We start from the raw sequence: 16817 nt of genomic DNA, 5'->3' as shown, positions 1-16817 counted from the left end.
GCGCGCCGGGGCGCGCCGGCGCGCGGCGAGGTGGTGCGAGGTGGTGCGAGGTGGTGCGTGGTGCGGCGGTGAACGGGTCGGTCAGGCCGTCTTCTTCCAGTTCCCGCAGCCGTTCGTCTTGAAGTAGGCGTCGCCGGCGCCGATGGTGACGACGGCCGTGCCCTTCACGTTGTTGTTGGCGATGATCGAGTCCAGCCCGTGCTCGGCGTCCTTGGCGCGCTCCCAGTAGCAGGAGTCGTCGCTGTTGCCGACGGACTTGTAGGTGCCCGGCGCGATGTCGGTGCCGACCTTGAACATGCCGCCGTCGCCGTCCATCGAGGAGGCGGGTGAGCCCTTCGTCTTCGCGGTGACGGCCTCCCAGTCCGCGCAGTCGTTCGACTTGAACAGCTTGTCGCCGGCCTTGACGGTGACGTAACTCGTGCCCGAGACGTTGTCGTTGGCCAGGATGGAGTCCATCTCGCCCGAGGCGTCCTTGGCGCGCTCCCAGTAGCACAGGCCGTCGGTGTTGCCGGTGGTGCGGTAGGTGCCGGGCTTGATGTCGGAGCCGACCTGGAACTCGCCGTCCCCCTCGAAGGCGGCCTTCTTCTTCTCGGCGGCCCTGTCGCCCGAGTCCTCCCCGGTGCCCTTGCCCTGCTTGGAGCCGGGCCGGTGCGCGCCGGACGCCGAGGTGTCCTTGCCGCTGCCGGAACCGCCGTCCTTGCTGTCGTCGGCGTTGGCGGACACGGCGGCGATGACGACGACACCCACGACGGCACCCAGCGCGATCTTGCCCTTCATGCCCATGACGGAACCCCTCCCCGATGCGGCGACCGCCCCCTCCGGCTGGCCGCTCGTTCGCTGGGTCAATAAGAACAGAGACTGTGAACCGAGTCAACACGCTTCATACTCGCGATGCGATACACGGTCGTGAAGGCGGAGATCTTGTGTACGCCGGTATGCTCGGCACACAACGGGACGAGGGGAGCGGGGCCGGTGCAGGACAACGCGACAGAGGTGACCGCCGCCGGTATCGCGCGGCTCGCCGGAGTGGGCCGAGCCGCCGTCAGCAACTGGCGCCGCCGTCACGCCGACTTCCCCAAACCGGTCGGCGGCACCGAGACCAGCCCGTCCTTCGCGCTCGCCGAGGTGGAGGCATGGCTGCGCGAGCAGGGCAAGCTCGCCGAGGTCCCCCTGCGCGAACGCGTCTGGCAGCAGCTCGCCGGGCATCCGGAGGGCCCGGTCGCCGCGCTCGTGCACGCGGGTTGCGTGCTGCTGCTCATCCACGAGCGCCCCACGGTCTGGCTGGACGTGAGCGCCGGCTCCGACGAGCGCCTGGCCGCCATGCTGCCCGGTGCGCTGGAGCAGGTGCTGAGTGTGAAGCCGCCACTGCCTGTGAACACCGGCCCATCCGCTCACATTGCGAAGGCCGCTCACATCCCGACCGCCTCGACCGGCGCGCACACCCCCGCGCTGCGCGCCCCGACCGGCCCGCAGCTCCTCCCCTCCGCCCCCCTCCTGCGCGGCGCCGCCGAACTGGCCGCCGAGACGGGGGCGCGGCAGACCTTCGAGTTCCTGCTGGGCCGTCATCTGGACGCCAGCCCGCGCCAGTACACGCTGACCCCGGCCGAACTCGCGGGGCTGATGGCCGACCTCGCCGGCCCCGCCCGCACCGTCCTCGACCCCGCCTGCGGCACCGGCGCCCTGCTGCGCGCCGTCGACACCCGCCCCGAGCAGGAGCTGTACGCCCAGGACGCCGCCCCCGACCTCGCCGCGCTCACCGCGCTGCGCCTCAGGCTGCAGTCCCGTGCCACCGTGCACGCCGCCGTCGGCGACACCCTGCGCGCCGACGCCCACCCGGAGCTGCGCGCCGAGGCCGTGCTGTGCCACCCGCCGTTCAACGAGCGCAACTGGGGCCACGACGAACTCGCCTACGACGCCCGCTGGGAGTACGGCTTCCCGGCACGCACCGAGTCCGAGCTGGCCTGGGTGCAGCACGCGCTGGCCCGGCTGGCCGACGGCGGCACCGCCGTGCTGCTCATGCCGCCGGCCGCCGCCTCCCGCCGCTCCGGCCGCCGGATCCGGGCCGACCTGCTGCGCCGGGGCGCGCTGCGCGCCGTCGTCGCGCTGCCGGTCGGGGCGGCGCCGCCGTACAACATCCCGCTCCACGTGTGGGTGCTGCGCCGTCCCGACCGGGCGCCCGCGGCCCCCGAGGTGCTGCTCGCCGACACCGGGCGGTTCGCCGGCGAGGCGCGCGGCGGCCCCGACTGGCAGGCGGTGCGGGAGTCCGTGCTGGACGCCTGGCGCGCCTTCGAACGCGCCGGACGGCTGGCGGAGCGGCCGGGACTGGCCCGGTCCGTGCCGGTCATCGAACTGCTCGACGACGACGTGGACCTGGCCCCCGCCCGCCATCTGCCGCCCGCGGCGGCCGCCGACGGCGCGGAGCAGCTCACGGTGGTCCGCGAGCGCCTCGGCGAGACACTCCGGCTGACCGCGGACCTCACCCCGCCCCCCGTGGACCCGGCGCCCCCCGCCCGCTGGCCGCTCACCACCGTCGGCGAACTCGCGCGCGGCGGCACGCTGGTGCTGCGCACCGGCGGAACCGGCGGCCGCGCGCGCGTGCCCGTCCTCACCGACCACGACGTGCTCGCCGGGACGGGTCCCTCCGGGACACTGCCGGAGAGCGACGAGGAGGCCGTGCTGACGGAACCGGGCGACGTGGTGGTGCCGGTGCTCGGCGGCGGCTCGGTGGCGCGCGTGATCGGCGAGGCGACCCGGGGCGCCGCCCTGGGCCGCAACCTGGTGCTGCTGCGGCCCGATCCGGCCGCGCTGGACCCGTGGTTCCTCGCCGGCTTCCTGCGCGGCACGGCCAACCACCGCCAGGCCAGCAGCTATGCCTCCACGGCCACCCGCCTGGACGTGCGCCGCCTCCAGCTTCCCCGGCTCCCGTTCGACGAACAGCGCCGCTACGGCGCCCGGTTCCGCGCCCTCGACGAGTTCGAGCGGGCCGTGCGGCACGCGAACCGGCTCGGTGAGCAGTTGGTGCGCGGGATGTACGACGGGCTCACGGACGGCACCGTCGCGCCGGATTGACGGTGCTCCCGGACAACGGTTCGGTACAACCCGGACCGCTTGTCCGTGCCGGGCCATATGCTCGAACCGACCATCGCACGCGTGGTGTCGGCCCGGCGAGCACGCCGAGCGGACAGGCACGCCCATTCCAGGCATCAGGAGCAGCCATGCAAGGCCACGGCTACGCACAGCCGGTGAAGCAGCCGCCGCACAACGCGTGGCTGGTCCTCCTGCGCGTGCTGCTGGTGGCCTTCGGTGTCCTCAGTGCCGGCTTCCTGGCCTGGGCGATGCTGCTCCGGCTGGCCGCCGTCACGCGCAGGTCGCTGGACTGGGGCCTGTTCGTGGCCGCGCTGGCGGCCGATCTCCTGGCCATCGTCCTGGTGGGCAGCGAGCCCGGCGAAGAGGTCCACACCCCCGGTGGCTACCTCGGCATGACGCTGCTGCTGGGCGGCCTGGTGGTCATCGTCGTGTACTACCTGGTCGCCGAGATCCGTCACTACCAGCGGCTGCGCCAGGCGTACGGGAGCGGGGCGCAGCCCGGCTACGGGTACCCGGGGCCGGCGGCACCGTTCCTGGCGGCCGCCGCGACGCACCACACGCCGGTGCCCGCGACGCCCCCGGCGCACCACACGCCCGTGCCCCCGGCGCACCACACGCCCGTGCCGCAGCCCCCGCCGGCCGGCCCGCCGCCGCAGCGCCCGGCGCCCGCCCGTATCGACCAGGTGCGTGCCGAACTGGACGAGCTGAGCGACTACCTGCGCCGGCACGACGGCCACCCCGACGGCGACGGCGTGCGGGACTCCGGCCACGAGGGCGGACGGTGAGCGTGGCGGCGGGACGTGTCGTCGCCGGCCGTTACGAACTGTCCACGCTCATCGGCCAGGGCGGCATGGGCCAGGTGTGGACGGCGTACGACCAGCGGCTGGACCGCCGGGTGGCGGTGAAGCTGCTGCGGCCGGACAAGGTGGCCGGGCAGGAGGCGGACGAGCTGCGCCGCCGCTTCGTGCGCGAGTGCCGGGTGACCGCGCAGGTCGACCACCCGGGCCTGGTCACGGTGCACGACGCGGGCAGCGAGGGCGAGGAGCTGTTCCTCGTCATGCAGTACGTCGACGGCGCCGACCTCTCCGACCACCTCGCCGAGCACGACCCGTACCCGTGGCAGTGGGCGGTGGCGGTGGCCGCGCAGCTCTGCGCGGTGCTGAGCGCGGTGCACGCCGTGCCGATCGTGCACCGCGACCTCAAACCGCGGAACGTCATGGTGAAGCAGGACGGCACGGTCACCGTCCTCGACCTGGGCGTGGCCTCCGTCATGGACACCGACACCACCCGCCTCACCCACACCGGCTCCCCGATCGGCTCGCCCGCCTACATGGCGCCCGAGCAGGCCATGGGCGGCGCGGTCGGCCCGTACACCGACCTGTACGCGCTCGGTGTGCTGATGCACGAACTGCTCAGCGGCGACGTGCCGTTCGCCGGCTCCACCGCGCTCGGTGTGCTGCACCGGCACCTGTACGAGCCGCCGCTGCCGGTGCGCCGCATCCGCCCCGAGGTCCCCGAGGCCCTGGAGTCGCTCGTCCTGCGCCTGCTGGCCAAGGATCCGCAGCACCGGCCGGACTCCGCGCAGGAGGTGTACGAACACCTCGCGCTGCTGCTGCCCGCGCGTGGCATGCCCACCGGGGCGCCGCTGGATCCGACGCGCCCCTTCCTGCGCCCGCACGCCCCCTGGCCGGACCGCGCGCGCACGCCCGCGCCGCAGCCCACCCCCGTCGCGACCGCGCCGCCCGTCGCCGGGAAGCCCGACGTCGCCGCCGCCGTCGACGAGGTCAAGCGCCTGCTCGGGGAGGGCCGCATCACCCAGGCCGTGGACATGCTCGGCGCGATCCTGCCCGCCGCCGCGGAACAGCACGGCGAGCGCTCCCCGGTGGTGCGCACCCTGCGCAAGCAGTACGCGGCCACCCTCCTGGACGACGGTCAGTACCGGCGTGCCCTGCCCGAACTGCGCCGCCTCGCCGACGAGCGCGCCGCCGAGGCCGGGCAGGCCGACCCGCAGTCCCTGCGCTTCCGCTACGAGGCGGCCCAGTGCCTGGAGCAGCTCGGCGAACCGGCGGCGGCACTCGCCGAGTACCGCGCGCTGCTGCCGTACTACGAGAACCAGTACGTCTCCGGCGATCCGCAGCTCGCGCACGACGTGCGCCGCCGCATCGGCCACCTGCTGCTCGCCCTCGGCGACCGGCCGGCCGCCCACGACACGCTGGCGCGGCTGCTGTTGGACGTCGAGCGCTTCCGCGGCCCCGGCGACCCGCTGGCCGCGGAGATCCGCCGGACCCTGCAATGGCTGGGCCAGGTGCGCGGCTAGTGCTGTGACCGGAAAGGCGAGCCGGTGAGCCTTTTCGGTCGCAGCACTGGGGGCGGGAGGCCGCCCAGTCTTTGCCGTTGCCTGGGAGATTCTTGTGCTCTACAAGGGATTGTGTTTCCCGAACGCATGATCGGCGCCAGATAGGTTGCGGTTCGTTTTCGCCAAGCACTTTTCCGAGCAGGGGTGGGGTTTCATGGCAGGTCACCGGCAGTCCAAGAGGCGCAGGTACATCACGTGGGCCGTGGCGGGCACGGCCGTCGTCGCGGGTGGGGGCATCGCCGCGCAGACCTCGATGGCCGCCACCTCGTGGCCCGCGCAGAAGACCTTCACCGGCCGTGCCTTCGACACCTGCACCGCGCCCTCCAAGGCGACGATGAAGGCCTGGCACACCGGCTTCTACGGCGCGGCCGCCGTCTACGTGGGCGGCAAGAACCGCGGCTGCGCCCAGCCCAACCTGACGTCCTCCTGGGTGACGTACGTGAGCGGCCTCGGCTGGAAGCTCGTCCCCATCTACGTCGGCGCCCAGCCGCCCTGCCAGACCAGCTCCAACCCGGAGAAGCTCACCGCGTCCACCGCCGCTTCCCTCGGCACCAGTGACGCCGCCGACGCCGTGGCCAAGGCCGCCGCGCTCGGCATGAAGGCCGGTAGCCCGATCTACCTGGACATGGAGCCGTACGACATCACCGACAAGTCGTGCAACGACGCCGTGCTCACCTACGTCCGCGCCTTCGACAAGGAACTGCGCGTCAAGACGTACCGCGCCGGCTACTACGGCTTCACCAGCTCCAGCGCCAAGGCCATCGCCACCGCGACCGACAAGACCGACCTGCCGGGCAACCTCTGGTACGCGCTGTGGGACAAGCACAACACCACGACCTCGGACTGGCCCTGGGGTTCGACCCAGTTCACCAACCACAGCCGCGCCCATCAGTACATGGTCAACAGCAAGGAGTCGCACGGCGGCGTCACGCTCACCGTCGACCGTGACGCCTGGGACGCGCCGGTGGCCATCACCGGCTGACCCGCACCCCGGCCCGGGGAGGCACGGCGGTGCCCGAAGCGCGTGCGAATCGTTGGTCGAATGGGTTGGCCACAGGCTGCCCACTGCCTAACATCGATCACCGCAAGACTTTGTGCACCGCCGCACAAGCTCCCCTTGGAGGTCTCCTTGCACCGCCGCCGTCGCACCGCGCTCCTCCTCTCCGCCGCGATCGCCGCCGCGGCACCCGCCCTCACCGCCTGCGGAAGCGAAGCGCACCCGGGCGCCGCCGCGGTCGTGGGAGGAGAGCGGATCACCGTCGCCCAGCTCGAGGGCCGGGTCAACGAGGTACGCCGGGCACAGCGGGCCGCGGTGCGCGACGACACCCAGTACCAGCAGGTCCTCGCCTCCACCGGGAGCCTGACCCGCGACACCCTGCACAACATGGTCCTGGACCAGGTGCTGCACCGCGCCGCGCGGGACGAGGGGATCGCGGTCACCCGCAAGGAGGTCTCCCGGATGCGGGCCGGCCTGGAGCAGCAGGCCGGCGGCGCCAAGGGCCTGGAGACCGCCTGGCTGCAGAAGTACGGCATCGCGCCCGGCCGCCTGGACGACAACCTCCGGCTCCAGCTGGAGGCGCAGAAGCTCGCCGCCAAGCTCGGCACCGACACCACGCAGCCGGCGTTCTGGAAGGCCCTCTCCCAGGCCTCCGAGGAACTCCACGTCGACCTCAATCCGCGCTACGGCGCCTGGGACGTGCAGAAGAGCGGCCGTGTGGACGCCAAGACGCCCTGGGTGCGGGAGGTCACGACGGCGGGGGCGCAGCAGCCCGCCTAGTGCTGCGACCGGAAAGGTTCACCGGCTCGCGGCCCCGGCACGGCACCGCGCCGCGTCGTCGCATCACTCGAGTACGTCCGGTACGCGGACGATGCTCCGCCTTGCGATGCACCGCACCGGACGCCGCGAGCCTTCCGGCAAACCTCTCCGGTCACAGCACTGGCGGGCGGCCGGTGGCCGCGCGCCGCGTCGCGGGAACGGTACGGCGGAGGGCGGCGGAGGGCCGGTGGAGGGCCGGTGGAGAGTGGCCGGTCATACGGTCAGACTTCACTCCCGGCCCTGTGGACGACCGATCACGTCCCTCCGCCCCGTGGGTTACGTTCGGATGGTGAACGCAACCAGCCCCGAAGCCGCCCCCGGCCGCATCGTCCTGCTCACCACCAGCCACCGTGTCGCGCCCGGCCTGCTGTCCTGGCCCGCCTGGCAGGCGCTGCGCGCCGCCGACGCCGTGCTGTGCGCGGACGGCGCCCATCCGCAGCTCCCCTATCTGCGGGAGGCCGGGATATCCGTGGCGGAGGCGTCGCCCACCGCGCGGGACCTGGTCGACTCCTGCGCGGGCGGGCGGACCGTGGTGGTCGTGGCCACGGGAGAGGGGGAGCCCGCCCTCACCGACGGCCTCGCCCGCCTCGCGGGTTCCGGGCGGTTCCGGATGCCCGAGCTGGAACTGCTGCCCGCCTCCTACGACCTGCCCGGCGCCCGGCTCCTCGACCTCGTCCAGGTCATGGACCGCATCCGTACCGAATGTCCCTGGTCGTCCCGGCAGACCCACCTGGGCCTGGCCAAGTACGGGATCGAGGAGGCCTACGAACTGGTCGAGGCGATCGAGGCCGGCGACCGGGAGGAACTGCGCGAGGAACTGGGGGACGTCCTGCTCCAGGTCGTCTTCCACTCCCGCATCGCCGAGGAGGACCCGCAGGCGCCGTTCTCCGTCGACGACGTGGCCGGCGGCATCGTCGCCAAGCTGATCCACCGTCACCCGCACGTCTTCGGCGACGAGACGGCCGAGACCCCGGAGGACGTCAAGGAGCACTGGCTGCGCACCAAGGCCGAGGAGAAGCGGCGCACCTCCGTCACCGAGGGTGTCCCCCTCGGCCAGCCCGGCCTGGCCCTCGCCGCCAAGCTCGCCTCCCGTACCCGCACGGCGGGCCTGGAGGTGGCACTGCCCGAGGGCGAGGGCGTCGGCTACGAACTGCTGGCCCTGGCGGTCCGCGCGGAGGCCGACGGTGTGGACCCCGAGGCTGCCCTGCGGGCGGCGGCGCGGGTGTACCGGGACGCGATACGGGCGGCCGAGAGCTGACATCTCGCGACGCCGGGCGCCGGGCTCCCCGGGGACGCACGGCGGGAGGGGCGCCTGCCCGTCGCCCGGGGCCGGCCGGGCACGGTGACGCCGACGCCGCGCCCGCTTCCGTCCGGGCCGCGGGGAGGGCCGGCCACCGGATCCCGCGGGCCGCCGCCGTCGCTCACGCGGCGGCCGGGGTGGAGCGGGCCCCGGCTGCGGATACCGTCAGGGAGTGACCGACCAGCCCGCCCCGCCCAGCACCGCCCCGGAACTGTTCACCTGGGAGTTCGCCGCCGACCCCTATCCCGCCTACGCCTGGCTGCGCGAGCACGAGCCGGTGCGCCGGACACGGCTGCCCAGCGGGGTCGAGGCCTGGCTGGTCACCCGGTACGCCGATGCCCGGCAGGCCCTCGCCGACCAGCGGCTGAGCAAGAACCCCGCGCACCACGACGAGCCCGCGCACGCCAAGGGGAAGACCGGTATCCCGGGCGAGCGCAAGGCCGAGTTGATGACGCACCTGCTGAACATCGACCCGCCGGACCACACCAGGCTGCGCAGACTGGTCAGCAAGGCGTTCACGCCCCGCCGGGTCGCCGAGTTCGCGCCCCGGGTGCAGGAGCTGACCGACGACCTCATCGACCGTTTCGTGAGGACGGGCTCCGCCGACCTCATCCACGAGTTCGCCTTCCCGCTGCCCATCTACGCCATCTGCGACCTGCTGGGCGTCCCGCGCGAGGACCAGGACGACTTCCGCGACTGGGCCGGGATGATGATCAGGCACGGCGGTGGCCCGCGGGGCGGGGTCGCCCGGTCGGTGAAGAAGATGCGCGGCTACCTCGCCGAGCTGATCCACCGCAAGCGTGCGGCGCTGCCGGCCGAGCCCACCCCGGGTGAGGACCTGATCTCCGGCCTCATCCGCGCCTCCGACCACGGCGAGCACCTCACCGAGAACGAGGCCGCCGCGATGGCCTTCATCCTTCTGTTCGCCGGCTTCGAGACGACCGTCAACCTCATCGGCAACGGCACCTACGCCCTGCTCACCCACCCCGAGCAGCGCCACCGGCTGCAGGACTCCCTCGCCCGCGGCGAGCAGGGCCTGCTCGAGACCGGTGTCGAGGAACTGCTCCGCTACGACGGCCCGGTCGAGCTGGCCACCTGGCGGTTCGCGACCCGGCCGCTCACCCTCGGCGGGCGGGACATCGCGGCCGGGGACCCGGTGCTCGTGGTCCTCGCCGCCGCCGACCGGGACCCGGAGCGGTTCGCCGACCCCGACGCCCTCGACCTCGCCCGCGGGGACAACCAGCACCTCGGCTACGGCCACGGCATCCACTACTGCCTCGGCGCCCCGCTCGCCCGGCTGGAGGGCCGGACCGCGCTCGCCACGCTCCTCACCCGCCTGCCCGACCTGCGGCTGGCGGCCGATCCGGCCGATCTGCGCTGGCGCGGCGGGCTCATCATGCGCGGGCTGCGCACGCTGCCCGTGGAGTTCACCCCGGCCGCGGAGCGGGCCGTGCCGTCCCGGACCTGACGCGCGGCCCACTCTGTGATCTTCACGTGATCTGTGCGGCATGAACTTGTGACAAGTGATCGTATGCCTATACGTTCACCCATCAGCGCGGCCCGAGTGTCACTCGCCGCGCCGGTCCCGCTGTCGCACGAAAGGCTTCCGCATGCTCTCCGGGAACGGTCGTCACCGTCGCCCCCGTCAGGCTCCGGCTCTTCTCGTCGCGGCAGGAGTGACCGGCTCCGCCATCGCCATCCCCCTTCTCGGCGCCGCGAGCGCCAACGCGGCCGACGGCACCACCTGGGACAAGGTCGCGGATTGCGAGAGCGGCGGGTCCTGGAGCGCCGACACGGGCAACGGGTACTACGGCGGACTGCAGATCTCCCAGGACGACTGGCACGCCTACGGCGGCACGAAGTACGCGGCGACCGCCGACCAGGCCAGCCGCTCGCAGCAGATCTCGGTCGCCGAGAAGATCCTCGCGGACAAGGGCACCACGCCCTGGGCCACCTGCGCCCTGCTCTCCGGCCTGACCTCCGACTCCGGCTCCCTGGACGTCGACACGGGCGTCGACACGGGCGTCGGGGGCTCCGGGAAGTCCGACTCGGGCAAGGGCCGGTCCGGCGGGGCGGGCGGCTCCACGCAATCGTCCGGTTCCACCGATGAGTCCGACTCGTCCGATCTGCCGGACTCCACCTCTCCGTCCGAGCCCGCCCCGGACCCGGCCGGCGAACCGTCCCCGGACACGGGCGAGAGTGCCGGTTCCGAGGGTGCGGGCAAGGGGGCGGACAAGGGGGTCGAAACTCCCAAGTCCGACAAATCGGCCTCCCCGCGCACCGAGGGGCCGCGGGGAGGCGGCTCCGCGACTCCCGATCCGGTCGTGGAGGAGTCGGACAATTCATGGCAGAGTGCCGGTTCTTGGAACCTCGTCGACACCGGAGCGCTGAGCAGTGGCGGACGTCACCGCGGTGACAGTGCGGACGAAAGCGTGACAAGCGGTCAGAACGCCCTCTCGTCGGGCAGGCACGCCTCCCCGGGGGCGGACACCTACACCGTGCGCGAGGGCGACACCCTCGCCTCCATCGCCGACTCCCTTGACGTGGACGGCGGATGGCACGGGCTCTATGCCCGGAACGAGAAGGTCGTCGGAACCGACCCGAACCACATCTCCGCCGGTCAGACCCTGGAAGTCGGTAGCGAAACGGGCCAAAAGCAGCGGTAGTTGGCGCCCGAATTGCCGACGGATGTCCGATTCGGTGAAAGTGTGGGATGAGTCTCAGAAGCCCTGATCGTCTTTGAAATTCCCTCGATCGCCTGTCTACGGTCATGACCGCTCGTCACCACGAGCCCCGGCCGTCGCAACGCCGAATCCTGCCAGCGGCCGCCCGGGAACAGTCGTCGCGTCATGCGCCGTAGGCAGGAGCGGGGGACCCAAGGTAAGTGCCGGAACCTGCGTTCGCGCCGGAACCGGCTAGGGGTGGAGCCGCGGCCCGTGAGAGCGGGCCCGCGGCCGGGCAACTCAACCGGCCCGAACCCGACAGCTCACCTCGCAGGCGTCGGTGAGGGGATCCATCCATGCTGTTCTCCAGCAAGGGCAAGCACCGTCGTCCGTCCAAGGCCACCCGTGCCATCGCGCTCGCCGGTGTCACCGGCGCCGCCGTCGCCGCCCCGCTGATGGCGGCCGGCAGCGCCTCCGCCGCCACCACCTCCGAGTGGGACGCGGTCGCCCAGTGCGAGTCCGGTGGCAACTGGTCCATCAACACCGGCAACGGCTACTACGGCGGTCTGCAGTTCTCCGCCTCCACCTGGGCCGCCTACGGCGGTACGCAGTACGCCGGGCAGGCCGACCAGGCCTCCAAGGCCCAGCAGATAGCCGTCGCCGAGAAGGTCCTCGCCGCTCAGGGCAAGGGCGCCTGGCCGGTGTGCGGCAAGGGCCTGTCGAGCACCCCCAACAACGGCTCCGCCCCGAGCGGCTCCTCGGGCAGCACCGCCGGCCGCTCCACCGACCAGCAGGCCGCCTCCCGTTCCAGCGAGCGGCCGGCCGCGAGCGCCAAGAAGACCGTCACCACCCCGACCGGCAAGAAGGTCAAGAAGGGCGACGGCGAGTACAAGGTGGTCAAGGGCGACACCCTCGGCACCATCGCCGACAAGCACAAGGTCGCCGGCGGCTGGCAGAAGCTCTTCGAGCTGAACAAGGACGTCGTCGAGGACGCCGACCTCATCTACCCGGGCCAGCAGCTTCACCTGAAGTGACACCTGGCTCCGGCCGGAACCACGGTGCCCTCACGAGGCCGCCCCCCGATCCGAAGGCCTCGTGAGGGCCGTTCCTCCCGTCCCCCACGGGCTCCCCGCCCCGGTGCGTTTTCCCCCGAACGCGCCGGGGCGGGGCTGTGTTCTCCCCGGCACTTCCCCCTTTTGCCGCCGACCTCGCCCGAACCCCTTTGTTCCGGACAGGAACAATGGGTACCGTCTCCCTGTCCACGGGACGGTCGGTCGGTGGCCGACGCCCCCGGGACGGTTAGGCTCTAGTCGCAAGGCGGAGCCGCGAGGCACCCCGCCCCGCACTTCCAGCGTCACATCCAAGAAGGAGATGCTCGTGCCGTCCATCGACGTCGTCGTAGCCCGGGAAATCCTGGACTCCCGAGGCAACCCCACGGTCGAGGTCGAGGTCGGCCTCGACGACGGCAGCACGGGTCGTGCCGCCGTCCCGTCCGGTGCCTCCACCGGTGCCTTCGAGGCCATCGAGCTCCGTGACGGCGACCCCAACCGCTACCAGGGCAAGGGTGTCGAGAAGGCCGTCCTCGCCGTCATCGAGCAGATCGGCCCGGAGCTGGTCGGCTACGACGCGACCGAGCAGCGCCTGATCGACCAGGCCATGTTCGACCTGGACGCCACCGACAACAAGGGCTCGCTCGGCGCCAACGCCATCCTCGGCGTCTCCCTCGCCGTGGCCCACGCCGCCTCCGAGGCCAGCGACCTGCCGCTGTTCCGGTACCTGGGCGGCCCGAACGCGCACCTGCTGCCGGTGCCGATGATGAACATCCTGAACGGCGGCTCGCACGCCGACTCCAACGTGGACATCCAGGAGTTCATGATCGCCCCGATCGGGGCGGAGTCCTTCTCCGAGGCGCTGCGCTGGGGCACCGAGGTCTACCACACCCTGAAGAAGGTCCTGAAGAGCAAGGGCCTGTCCACCGGCCTCGGCGACGAGGGCGGCTTCGCCCCGAACCTCGGCTCCAACCGGGAGGCCCTCGACCTGATCCTCGAGGCCGTCAAGGAGGCCGGCTACACGCCGGGCGAGCAGATCGCGCTCGCGCTCGACGTCGCCGCCTCCGAGTTCTACAAGGACGGCAAGTACCTCTTCGAGGGCAAGGAGCGCTCCGCCGCCGAGATGACGGAGTACTACGAGGAGCTCGTCGCGGCCTACCCGCTCGTCTCCATCGAGGACCCGCTGTTCGAGGACGACTGGGCCGGCTGGAAGATCATCACCGACCGGCTCGGCGACAAGGTCCAGCTCGTCGGTGACGACCTGTTCGTCACCAACCCCGAGCGCCTCGCCCGCGGCATCGACGAGGGCGCCGCGAACGCCCTGCTGGTCAAGGTGAACCAGATCGGCTCGCTCACCGAGACCCTGGACGCCGTGGAGCTGGCCCAGCGCAACGGCTTCAAGTGCATGATGTCCCACCGCTCCGGCGAGACCGAGGACGTCACCATCGCCGACCTGGCCGTCGCCACCAACTGCGGCCAGATCAAGACCGGCGCCCCGGCCCGCTCCGAGCGCGTCGCCAAGTACAACCAGCTGCTGCGCATCGAGGAGATCCTCGACGACGCCGCGGTGTACGCCGGCCGCAGCGCCTTCCCGCGCTTCCGCGGCCGCGTCGAGGTCTCCAAGGGCTGACCTCCACCGGGCCGGTCCGTACGGGACGGCCCGGGTATCAGCCAGTCGTACGTACGTCCCCGTACCCGGTCCCGTACCGTGTGCGGGGACGTACGCACGTGGAAGGGGAGGCGGAGAGCCAGATGGCCGTCAAGGACCGGGACCGTTTCTCCACCACGACCCGGCTTCGGGCGCTCGGCGAGCAGACCGCGGCCCGGGTCTACCGCTCCCAGACCAAGCGGCAGGCCCGCCGCTCGCGGCTCACCGGCCGCGCGGCCCTGCTGGCTCTGGTGCTGTGCTCACTGATCGTGGCCCTCGCCTACCCGATGCGGCAGTACGTCTCCCAGCGGGCCGAGATCTCCGACCTCCGGCGGGAGCGGGGGCAGGCCCGGCAGCGCGTCGAACAACTGCGTGACCTCAAGGCACGCTGGCAGGACGACGCCTACGCCGAGCAGCAGATCCGGCGCCGGCTGCACTACGTGATGCCCGGGGAGACCGGCTACGTCGTCATCGACCCGGGCGGGGCCAAGCAGTCCCGCGCCGACCTCGGGGCCGCCCACCGGCCCTGGTACGCGAACGTCTGGGACGGGGTCGACAAGGCCGACGCCTCCGACCAGTGACCGGATCCCGGCCGGTGACCCGCTCCCGGCCGGTCACCGGCCGCCACCAGTAACCGGCCCGCGGGCCGGCCACCGACAGAAAGCCACCCTGAAAGCAGTCATGGACACGCCTCCGCCGCCCACTCCGCGCACCGAGCCCACCGACGCGGACGTCGAGGCCTTCAAGCAGCAGCTGGGCCGCCCGCCGCGCGGCCTGCGGGCCATCGCGCACCGCTGCCCCTGCGGTCAGCCGGACGTCGTGGAGACGGCGCCCCGGCTGCCCGACGGCACGCCCTTCCCGACGACGTACTACCTGACGTGCCCGCGCGCCAACTCGGCGATCGGCACGCTGGAGGCGGACGGCGTCATGAAGGAGATGACCGAGCGGCTGGGGACCGACCCGGAGCTGGCCGCCGCCTACCGGGCCGCCCACGAGGACTACATCCGGCGCCGGGACGAGATCGAGGTGCTGGCGGGCTTCCCGAGCGCCGGCGGCATGCCGGACCGGGTGAAGTGCCTGCACGTGCTGGTGGCCCACTCGCTGGCCGCCGGGCCGGGCGTCAACCCGCTCGGCGACGAGGCGATCGCGATGCTCCCCGAGTGGTGGGGCAAGGGACCGTGCGTGACGCCGTGCGGGCCGGCCGGGGAGGACGAGAAGTGACCCGCGTGGCCGCCGTCGACTGCGGTACGAACTCCATCCGCCTGCTGGTCGCCGACGCCGATCCGGCGACCGGTGAACTCGTCGAGCTGGACCGGCGGATGACGATCGTGCGGCTCGGCCAGGGCGTCGACCGCACCGGCCGGCTCGCCCCCGAGGCGCTGGAGCGGACCTTCGCGGCCTGCCGCGAGTACGCCGAGGTCATCAGGGAGCACGGCGTGCGGAGGATCCGCTTCGTGGCCACCTCCGCCTCCCGGGACGCCGAGAACCGGGACGACTTCGTGCGCGGTGTCGTCGACATCCTCGGCGTCGAGCCCGAGGTCGTCACCGGCGAGCAGGAGGCCGAGTTCTCCTTCACCGGCGCGACCAACGAACTCAGGGGCCGCGACCACCTGCCCCGCCCCTACCTCGTCGTGGACATCGGCGGCGGCTCCACCGAGTTCGTCGTCGGCGGCGACCACGTACGGGCGGCGCGGTCCGTGGACGTCGGCTGCGTGCGGATGACCGAACGGCACCTCGTGCACGAGGGCGAGGTCGTCGATCCGCCCACCGAGGAGCGGATCGCGGCCATGAGGGCGGACGTGGAGGCCGCCCTCGACCTCGCCGAGCGCACGGTTCCGCTGCGCGAGGCCCGCACCCTGGTGGGCCTGGCGGGCTCGGTCACCACCGTGTCGGCGATCGCGCAGGGGCTGCCCGAGTACGACTCCGCGCGCATCCACCACTCCCTCGTCACACGGGAGCGCGTCCGCGAGATCACGCACGAGCTGCTGCACTCCACGCACGCCGAGCGCGCGGCGATCCCCTCCATGCACCCGGGCCGGGTCGACGTGATCGGCGCGGGCGCCCTCGTGCTGCTCGCGATCATGGAGCGGGCCGGGGCCGAGGAGGTCGTGGTGAGCGAGCACGACATCCTCGACGGGATCGCGTTCAAAGCGGCGGAAGAGGCCGAGGAGGATAAGCAGGGCGACTGACGATCATGGCGAGGGATATTCGGCAGGCGTCGACGTCGGACGTCGAAGCGGTGGCCGAGTTGCGCGCCGCGGTACTGCGGGCGGATCTGGAACGGCTCGGGCGGTACGACGAGCAGCGGGTGCGGCAGCGGCTGCGGGACGGATTCGACCCGGCACACACCTGGGTGATCGAAGTGGCCGGCATGTTCGCGGGCTGCGTGGCGCTTCGACCGGCCGAGGACGCCCACTGGCTGGGGTACGCGTTCCGGTTCACCACGGCGGCACAGCGGCAGCGCCTTCGGCGCGGCGCGGGTCGTGGTGCCGTGACCTCCGGGACCGCCGGCATCGTCCCGTCGGTCCCCTGACGGTCGACGCCCTTTCCCCGGGGGCCCTTCCCAGTGGATGCTACTGGCAAGTAGCCTCTGTTGAGCAGCTCGGACAACGTGTGAGCGAGCCGTTCGGCACCTCCGGCGACACCCCGTCGGGAAAGTTCGTGAAGTTCTTCACAAGGAATTCCGTCCCGTTCGGCCGGGAAACGGGGCCGGTTGGCCCTTCCGGGGGTTCATCTGCCGTTTGAACATGTTCAGATGGTGGGCGCACGAGAGGTCGAGGGGAGGCGTCCCGAGGGTGTCCACGGCTCCTGGCGGATGTCCTGAATCGACAGAGAGGCAGCTCACGCGGCCTTGACAACGGGTCAGACCGCCCCGTGGTTCCAGGGGCGGGGCATGAC

The 16817-nt window shown here is 72.4% G+C and carries 14 protein-coding genes, 1 pseudogene and 1 riboswitch; of the genes and pseudogenes, 14 read left to right on the top strand and 1 reads right to left on the bottom strand.

Features of this window, described 5'->3' with window-relative positions:
- Positions 1-81: 81 nt before the first annotated feature.
- A complete protein-coding gene (locus tag MXD57_RS01370; protein ID WP_250399376.1) occupies positions 82-783 on the bottom strand; it encodes a hypothetical protein in 702 nt (233 codons plus the stop codon).
- A gap of 189 nt (positions 784-972) precedes the next feature.
- Here MXD57_RS01370 and MXD57_RS01365 point away from each other — a divergent pair, with 189 nt between their 5' ends.
- The 14 genes and pseudogenes from MXD57_RS01365 to MXD57_RS01300 form a co-directional block, all read left to right on the top strand.
- Complete coding sequence (locus tag MXD57_RS01365) at positions 973-3069, top strand: N-6 DNA methylase (protein WP_250399375.1); 2097 nt, start codon at positions 973-975, stop codon at positions 3067-3069.
- A gap of 146 nt (positions 3070-3215) precedes the next feature.
- Entirely contained in the window at positions 3216-3872 is a 657-nt protein-coding gene (locus tag MXD57_RS01360) for a hypothetical protein (RefSeq protein WP_250399374.1), read from the top strand.
- Between the two features lie 38 nt (positions 3873-3910).
- On the top strand, positions 3911-5404 hold the full coding sequence (locus tag MXD57_RS01355; protein ID WP_284504977.1) for a serine/threonine-protein kinase: 1494 nt from the start codon (positions 3911-3913) through the stop codon (positions 5402-5404).
- A 193-nt stretch (positions 5405-5597) separates the two neighbouring features.
- Positions 5598-6425, top strand: coding sequence for a glycoside hydrolase domain-containing protein (locus MXD57_RS01350; RefSeq protein ID WP_250399373.1), 828 nt, complete (start codon positions 5598-5600; stop codon positions 6423-6425).
- 147 nt (positions 6426-6572) lie between these two features.
- On the top strand, positions 6573-7220 hold the full coding sequence (locus tag MXD57_RS01345; protein WP_250399535.1) for a SurA N-terminal domain-containing protein: 648 nt from the start codon (positions 6573-6575) through the stop codon (positions 7218-7220).
- 328 nt (positions 7221-7548) lie between these two features.
- Complete coding sequence (locus MXD57_RS01340) at positions 7549-8517, top strand: nucleoside triphosphate pyrophosphohydrolase (protein WP_250399372.1); 969 nt, start codon at positions 7549-7551, stop codon at positions 8515-8517.
- 214 nt (positions 8518-8731) lie between these two features.
- Positions 8732-10027: a cytochrome P450 family protein gene (locus tag MXD57_RS01335; protein ID WP_250399371.1), complete on the top strand. Its 1296-nt coding sequence runs from the start codon at positions 8732-8734 to the stop codon at positions 10025-10027.
- Positions 10028-10169: 142 nt separating this feature from the next.
- The gene (locus tag MXD57_RS01330; RefSeq protein WP_250399370.1) at positions 10170-11225 is read left to right on the top strand and encodes a transglycosylase family protein; all 1056 of its coding nucleotides are present in this window, start codon (positions 10170-10172) and stop codon (positions 11223-11225) included.
- A 176-nt stretch (positions 11226-11401) separates the two neighbouring features.
- A riboswitch (cyclic di-AMP (ydaO/yuaA leader) is annotated at positions 11402-11574 on the top strand.
- 4 nt (positions 11575-11578) lie between these two features.
- On the top strand, positions 11579-12256 hold the full coding sequence (locus MXD57_RS01325) for a LysM peptidoglycan-binding domain-containing protein (protein WP_250399369.1): 678 nt from the start codon (positions 11579-11581) through the stop codon (positions 12254-12256).
- 337 nt (positions 12257-12593) lie between these two features.
- Entirely contained in the window at positions 12594-13901 is a 1308-nt protein-coding gene (eno, locus tag MXD57_RS01320) for a phosphopyruvate hydratase (protein WP_250399368.1), read from the top strand.
- 122 nt (positions 13902-14023) lie between these two features.
- Entirely contained in the window at positions 14024-14500 is a 477-nt protein-coding gene (locus MXD57_RS01315; protein WP_250399367.1) for an FtsB family cell division protein, read from the top strand.
- 100 nt (positions 14501-14600) lie between these two features.
- Positions 14601-15140 carry a DUF501 domain-containing protein gene (locus MXD57_RS01310; RefSeq protein ID WP_250399366.1) on the top strand — a complete coding sequence of 180 codons (540 nt, stop codon included), beginning with the start codon at positions 14601-14603 and terminating at the stop codon, positions 15138-15140.
- Positions 15137-16108 (top strand): Ppx/GppA phosphatase family protein, encoded by a 972-nt coding sequence (locus MXD57_RS01305; protein ID WP_250399365.1) that lies wholly within the window; start codon positions 15137-15139, stop codon positions 16106-16108. Before MXD57_RS01310 ends, MXD57_RS01305 begins: the two co-directional genes overlap by 4 nt.
- A gap of 5 nt (positions 16109-16113) precedes the next feature.
- Positions 16114-16353 (top strand): annotated as a pseudogene (locus MXD57_RS01300) (GNAT family N-acetyltransferase); the annotation flags it as partial.
- Between the last annotated feature and the right edge of the window lie 464 nt (positions 16354-16817).

The organism is Streptomyces cellostaticus (genome assembly GCF_023630175.1).
Taxonomy (GTDB): Bacteria; Actinomycetota; Actinomycetes; order Streptomycetales; family Streptomycetaceae; genus Streptomyces; species Streptomyces cellostaticus_A.
The sequence above is the reverse complement of the archived record's forward strand: the minus strand, read 5'-3'. Positions and strand labels throughout refer to the sequence as shown.

Coding starts and splice junctions, on each gene's coding strand:
- MXD57_RS01330 (WP_250399370.1), top strand. CDS start 10,170: ATGCTCTCCGGGAACGGTCGTCACCGTCGCCCCCGTCAGGCTCCGGCT.
- MXD57_RS01360 (WP_250399374.1), top strand. CDS start 3,216: ATGCAAGGCCACGGCTACGCACAGCCGGTGAAGCAGCCGCCGCACAAC.
- MXD57_RS01315 (WP_250399367.1), top strand. CDS start 14,024: ATGGCCGTCAAGGACCGGGACCGTTTCTCCACCACGACCCGGCTTCGG.
- MXD57_RS01325 (WP_250399369.1), top strand. CDS start 11,579: ATGCTGTTCTCCAGCAAGGGCAAGCACCGTCGTCCGTCCAAGGCCACC.
- MXD57_RS01350 (WP_250399373.1), top strand. CDS start 5,598: ATGGCAGGTCACCGGCAGTCCAAGAGGCGCAGGTACATCACGTGGGCC.
- MXD57_RS01370 (WP_250399376.1), bottom strand. CDS start 783: ATGGGCATGAAGGGCAAGATCGCGCTGGGTGCCGTCGTGGGTGTCGTC.
- MXD57_RS01310 (WP_250399366.1), top strand. CDS start 14,601: ATGGACACGCCTCCGCCGCCCACTCCGCGCACCGAGCCCACCGACGCG.
- eno (WP_250399368.1), top strand. CDS start 12,594: ATGCTCGTGCCGTCCATCGACGTCGTCGTAGCCCGGGAAATCCTGGAC.